Raw genomic sequence first — 5,193 nt, 5'->3', positions numbered from 1 at the left:
ATGGACAAGGCGGATCAGCTCACGCTGGTTCCGCGGCAGGACCTCGAGGGCACGTCGAACATCGAGAACCGCGGCGGTGAACTCCAGGTTCTCCACGGCGGCGACGTTGGCCTCGAGCTGCGCGACCGAGGACGCCCCGATCAGCGCCGACGTCACCTCCGGGCGCCGCAGCACCCAGGCGAGGGCGAGCTGGGCGAGCGACTGCCCGCGCTCCCCGGCGATATCGGTGAGGGCGCGGATGTGGACGAGCGTCTCGTCGCTGACCATGTCGCGTTTCATCGACCCGGCCCGCGCCGCCCGCGAGTCCGCGGGCACCCCGTGCAGGTACCGGTCGGTGAGTAGTCCCTGGGCGAGCGGAGAGAACGCGATGCAGCCGACGCCGAGGTCCTCGAGGGTGATCAGCAGGTCGTCCTCGACCCAGCGGTTGAACATCGAGTACGAGGGCTGGTGGATGAGCAGCGGCGTGCCGAGGTCGGCGAGGATCGCCGCGGCCTGCCGGGTGCGCTCTGGCGAGTACGAGGAGATCCCGGCGTAGAGGGCACGGCCGCTCGTGACGGCGGTGTGCAGCGCGCCCATGGTCTCCTCGAGCGGGGTGTCCGGGTCGGCGCGGTGCGAGTAGAACACGTCGACGTAGTCGAGGCCCATCCGGCCGAGCGACTGGTCGAGGCTCGCGAGCAGCGACTTACGCGATCCCCATTCGCCGTACGGGCCCGCCCACATGTCGTAGCCTGCCTTGGTCGAGATGACGAGCTCGTCGCGGTGCGGCCGGAAGTCCTGCTTCAGGTGAATCCCGAAGTTGGACTCGGCGCTGCCGTACGGCGGGCCGTAGTTGTTGGCGAGGTCGAAGTGCGTCACGCCGAGGTCGAAGGCGCGTCGCAGGATCGCTCGCTGCGTCTCGAGCGGGGTGACCCCGCCGAAGTTCTGCCACAGCCCGAGCGAAACGGCCGGGAGCTTGAGGCCGCTCTTCCCGGTGCGGCGGTAGGGCATGGACTCGTATCTGGTGTCAGCCGGAAGGTAGGTCATCCCTTCATCGTGCCACGGTGCATCCGCTCGCGCAGGGGGTGCCCGCCGCGGGGGTCAGGACCCACCCTGTGCGTTGCCTCTTACAACGGATGCCGACGGTCCAGCAGCCGGAGCTGGGCCGCGGATCCGGTGAGCTCGCGTGCCACGAGGGCAGCAGCGCCGGCCTCCGGGTGACGCCCCAGTCTGCGGAGCAGCTCGGCCCGGGTCGCGTGGAACCAGAAGTAGTCGTCGAGGCCGCCGATCCGGTCGACCACGGCGAGCGCCGCGGCCGGGTCGCCGCTCTCGGCGAGGGCGGCCGCCCGGTTCAGCCGCACGACCGGGCTCGGGTCGAGGGCGAGCAGCACGTCGTACCAGGCGATGATGGCGTTCCAGTCGGTGGTCGCGGCATCCGCGGCCAGGGCGTGGCAGGCGGCGATCGCGGCCGTGACCGCGAACCGCTCCGGGCGGATGCTGCTGCCGCGGATCGCGGACGCGGCGAGCTCGATGCCTTCCGCGACGCGGGAGCGATCCCAGAGACTCCGGTCCTGGTCGGCCAGGAGGACGATGTCGCCGTCGCCGTCGAACCGGGCGCGTAATCGGGAGTGCTGGAGCAGCATCGTCGCGAGGAGTCCCTCGAGCACGGGTTCGCCCGGCATCAGCTCGACGAGCAGCCGCCCCAGCCGGATCGCTTCCTCTGCAACGGATGCGCCGGGCGGCCCGGGTGGCACGGTCGGCGGGGGCAGCGCAGCCGAGCCGGGCGGCGCCTGCGAGCCGGGCGGCACGGAGGACTCAGGCCGCGCCGACACGGGCGCAGGGGCATCCGCCGACCGGGAAGCGTAGCCCTCCGTGAACAGCAGGAACACGGTCGTCGCGACCGCGCCGAGCCGGCCGGGCAGTTCCCCCGCGTCGGGCACGCGGTAGCGGATGCCGGCGTCGGCGATCTTGCGTCGCGCCCGGGTGAGGCGCTTGGCCATCGTCGCCTCTGAAACGAGGAGCGCCCGGGCGACCTCTGCGACGCTCAACCCGCAGAGCACGTGCAGGCTGAGCGCGACCTGGGCCTCCTGCGCGAGCGCCGGATGGCAGCAGGTGAAGATCAGCCGAAGCTGGTCGTCGCGGACGATGCCGGGCGGGGTCTCGTCGGGTGCCCGTTGCACGGCCAGGATGATCGCCTCCCGTTCCTTGTTCGGCCGCGCGCCCTCCCGCCGGAGCAGGTCGATCACCCGCCGCTTGGCCGCAAGGGTGAGCCACGCGCGCGGATTCGGCGGCACGCCGAGTCGACGCCAGGTCTCCAGGGCGCTGATGGCGGCGTCCTGGACGGCGTCCTCGGCGAGGGCCAGATCACCGGTCAGACGGATGACGGTGGCCAGCACCCGGCGCCGCTCCGCGACCAGGAGCGCGGCGAGGGCCCCGGCCGGGTCGGTGCCACCGGCATCCGTCGCCGTCATCACATCAGGGTCGGGACCGTCGGACGCACCTCGACGACGCCGTTCCAGGCGGCGGGGATCGCGGCCGCGTGCCGGATCGCCTCGTCGAGGCTGTCGCACTCGAGCAGGTAGAAGCCGGTCAGGGCCTCTTTGGTCTCGGCGTACGGGCCGTCGCCGATCACGACGTCGCCGCCCTTGCCGCCGGTGACCCGCACGGTCGTCGCGGTCTGGGTCGGGTAGAGCGCGGCACCGCCGCGGATCACCGCCTCGGCATCGCGGCCGAAATCGCGGTACTCCTGCATCTCTGCCGCCTGCTCCGGGGCGGTCCAGTCGACGTCACGGGTGTAGGTCAGGGCAACATAGCTGGGCATGGTGACTCCTTCATCGGGGATTTCATCGAATGACCCATCGGGAACGGTGGGATCTACTCTAGGAACGAACGGGGCGGTCCCGAAAGGACATCGGCGGCCGAATCTCCGACAACTGATTCCGCTGCGGTGACAGCGGGATCGGAACGGGGGGTGCAGGGGAGGCAACCGGTAGACTGGGCGCGCCAAGCATCCGCTATCTCTGGGAGAACGCCACGTGACCGCAGTTACCACCACCCCCTCCCGCGGCGTCGCCGACACCGTCGCGAACGCGATCGCCACCCCGGACAAGGACCAGCCCTTCGGCGCCCTCGGGCTGACCGAGGGCGAGTACCAGGAGATCCGCACGATCCTCGGCCGCCGCCCCACGAGCGGCGAGCTCGCGATGTACTCGGTGATGTGGAGCGAGCACTGCTCATACAAGAGCTCGAAGAAGTACCTGCGCCAGTTCGGCGACAAGGTCTCCCCCGCCATGAAGAAGAACCTCATGGTCGGCATGGGCGAGAACGCGGGTGTGCTCGACGTCGGCGAGGGCTGGGCCGTCACCTTCAAGATCGAGTCGCACAACCACCCCTCCTACATCGAGCCGTTCCAGGGCGCCGCGACCGGCGTCGGCGGCATCGTGCGCGACATCATCTCGATGGGCGCCCGCCCGGTCGCCGTGATGGACGCCCTCCGCTTCGGCCGCATCGACGACCCGGACACCGCGCGCGTCGTGCACGGCGTCGTGTCCGGCATCTCGTTCTACGGCAACTGCCTCGGCCTGCCGAACATCGGCGGCGAGACCTGGTTCGACTCGGTCTACCAGGGCAACCCGCTCGTCAACGCGCTCTCGGTCGGCGTGCTCCGCCACGAGGACCTGCACCTCGCCAACGCCCGCGGCGTGGGCAACAAGGTCGTGCTCTTCGGGGCCCGCACCGGCGGAGACGGCATCGGCGGGGCATCCATTCTCGCCTCGGACACCTTCAGCGCCGACGGCCCGACCAAGCGCCCCGCGGTGCAGGTCGGCGACCCCTTCGCCGAGAAGGTGCTCATCGAGTGCTGCCTCGAACTGTTCCGCGACAAGCTCGTCGAGGGCATCCAGGACCTCGGCGCGGCCGGCATCAGCTGCGCGACCTCGGAACTCGCCTCGAACGGCGACGGCGGCATGTACATCCAGCTCGAAAAGGTGCTGCTGCGCGACCCGACGCTCACCGCCGAGGAGATCCTGATGAGCGAGAGCCAGGAGCGGATGATGGCCGTCGTCACGCCGGAGAAGCTCGAGGGCTTCCTCGCGATGACCGCCAAATGGGACGTCGAGACGAGCGTGCTCGGCGAGGTCACCGACACCGGCCGGCTCGTCATCGACTGGAACGGCGAAGAGATCGTCAACGTCGACCCGCGCACGGTCGCGATCGACGGCCCGGTCTACGACCGCCCGGTCGCCTACCCGACCTGGATCGACGCGCTGCAGGCCGACTCGGCCTCGGCTCTGCCCCGGTCGACGGATGCCGCGAACCTGCGCGCGCAGTTCCTCTCGCTGCTGGGCTCGCCCAACCTCGCAGACCCCAGCTGGATCACCGACCAGTACGACCGCTACGTGCTCGGTAACACCGCGCTCTCCTTCCCCGACGACGCCGGCATGATCCGCATCGACGAGGAGTCTGGCCTCGGCTTCGTCATCGCGACCGACGCCAACGGCCGCTACTGCCAGCTCGACCCGTACCGCGGCGCCCAGCTCGCCCTCGCCGAGGCGTACCGCAACGTCGCAGCGACCGGAGCGGTGCCGGTCGGCATCAGCGACTGCCTCAACTTCGGCTCCCCCGAGAACCCCGAGGTGATGTGGCAGTTCGAACGCGCCGTCACGGCCCTCGCCGACGGATGCCTCGAGCTCGAGATCCCCGTCACCGGCGGCAACGTGTCGTTCTACAACCAGACCGGCGACCAGCCGATCTACCCGACGCCCGTCGTCGCCGTGCTCGGCGTGATCGACGACGTCGCCCGCCGCGTGCCGAGCGGCTGGCAGGACGACGGCCACAACATCTACCTGCTCGGCATCACCCGCGAGGAACTCGACGGCTCGGCCTGGGCCGATGTCGTGCACGGGCACCTCGGCGGTATGCCGCCGGTCGTCGACCTTCCCGGTGAGGCGCGGCTCGCCGGCCTGCTCAACGCGGCGTCGATCGAGGCGCTCATCGACAGCGCACACGACCTGTCTTCCGGCGGGCTCGCGCAGACTCTCGCCGAGGCCGTGCTCCGGTTCGGGGTCGGAGCCCGCGTGTGGCTCGGCGACATCTGCGAGCGGGACGGGATCGACGCATCCGTCGCCCTGTTCTCGGAGTCGGCCGCCCGCGAAGCCGCTGGTCCAGACGGTGTCGGTGTTCTCGACGCGCAGCTGCTGGTCGCGGCAGATGAACGAG

The 5,193-nt window shown here is 70.6% G+C and carries 4 protein-coding genes; 1 reads left to right on the top strand and 3 read right to left on the bottom strand.

All coding sequences use genetic code 11. From position 1 onward, the window contains the following. The 3 genes from mgrA to QN345_RS15315 all read right to left on the bottom strand — a co-directional run. A partial coding sequence (gene mgrA, locus QN345_RS15325; RefSeq protein WP_323508827.1) for an L-glyceraldehyde 3-phosphate reductase occupies positions 1-1,023 on the bottom strand: 1,023 nt, incomplete at its 3' end. A gap of 80 nt (positions 1,024-1,103) precedes the next feature. Next, on the bottom strand, positions 1,104-2,447 hold the full coding sequence (locus QN345_RS15320; RefSeq protein WP_322189150.1) for an RNA polymerase sigma factor: 1,344 nt from the start codon (positions 2,445-2,447) through the stop codon (positions 1,104-1,106). Further along, complete coding sequence (locus QN345_RS15315; protein WP_134446221.1) at positions 2,447-2,797, bottom strand: YciI family protein; 351 nt, start codon at positions 2,795-2,797, stop codon at positions 2,447-2,449. Before QN345_RS15315 ends, QN345_RS15320 begins: the two co-directional genes overlap by 1 nt. A 214-nt stretch (positions 2,798-3,011) precedes the next feature. On the opposite strand from QN345_RS15315, the gene purL reads away from it, so the two are divergent. Next, positions 3,012-5,193 (top strand): phosphoribosylformylglycinamidine synthase subunit PurL (gene purL / locus QN345_RS15310; RefSeq protein WP_323508826.1); only part of this gene is annotated, 2,182 nt, incomplete at its 3' end.

It is taken from the genome of Cryobacterium sp. 10I1 (assembly GCF_035019805.1).
In the GTDB taxonomy this organism is placed as follows: domain Bacteria; phylum Actinomycetota; class Actinomycetes; order Actinomycetales; family Microbacteriaceae; genus Cryobacterium; species Cryobacterium glucosi.
This window is presented reverse-complemented; position numbering and strand designations above follow the sequence as displayed.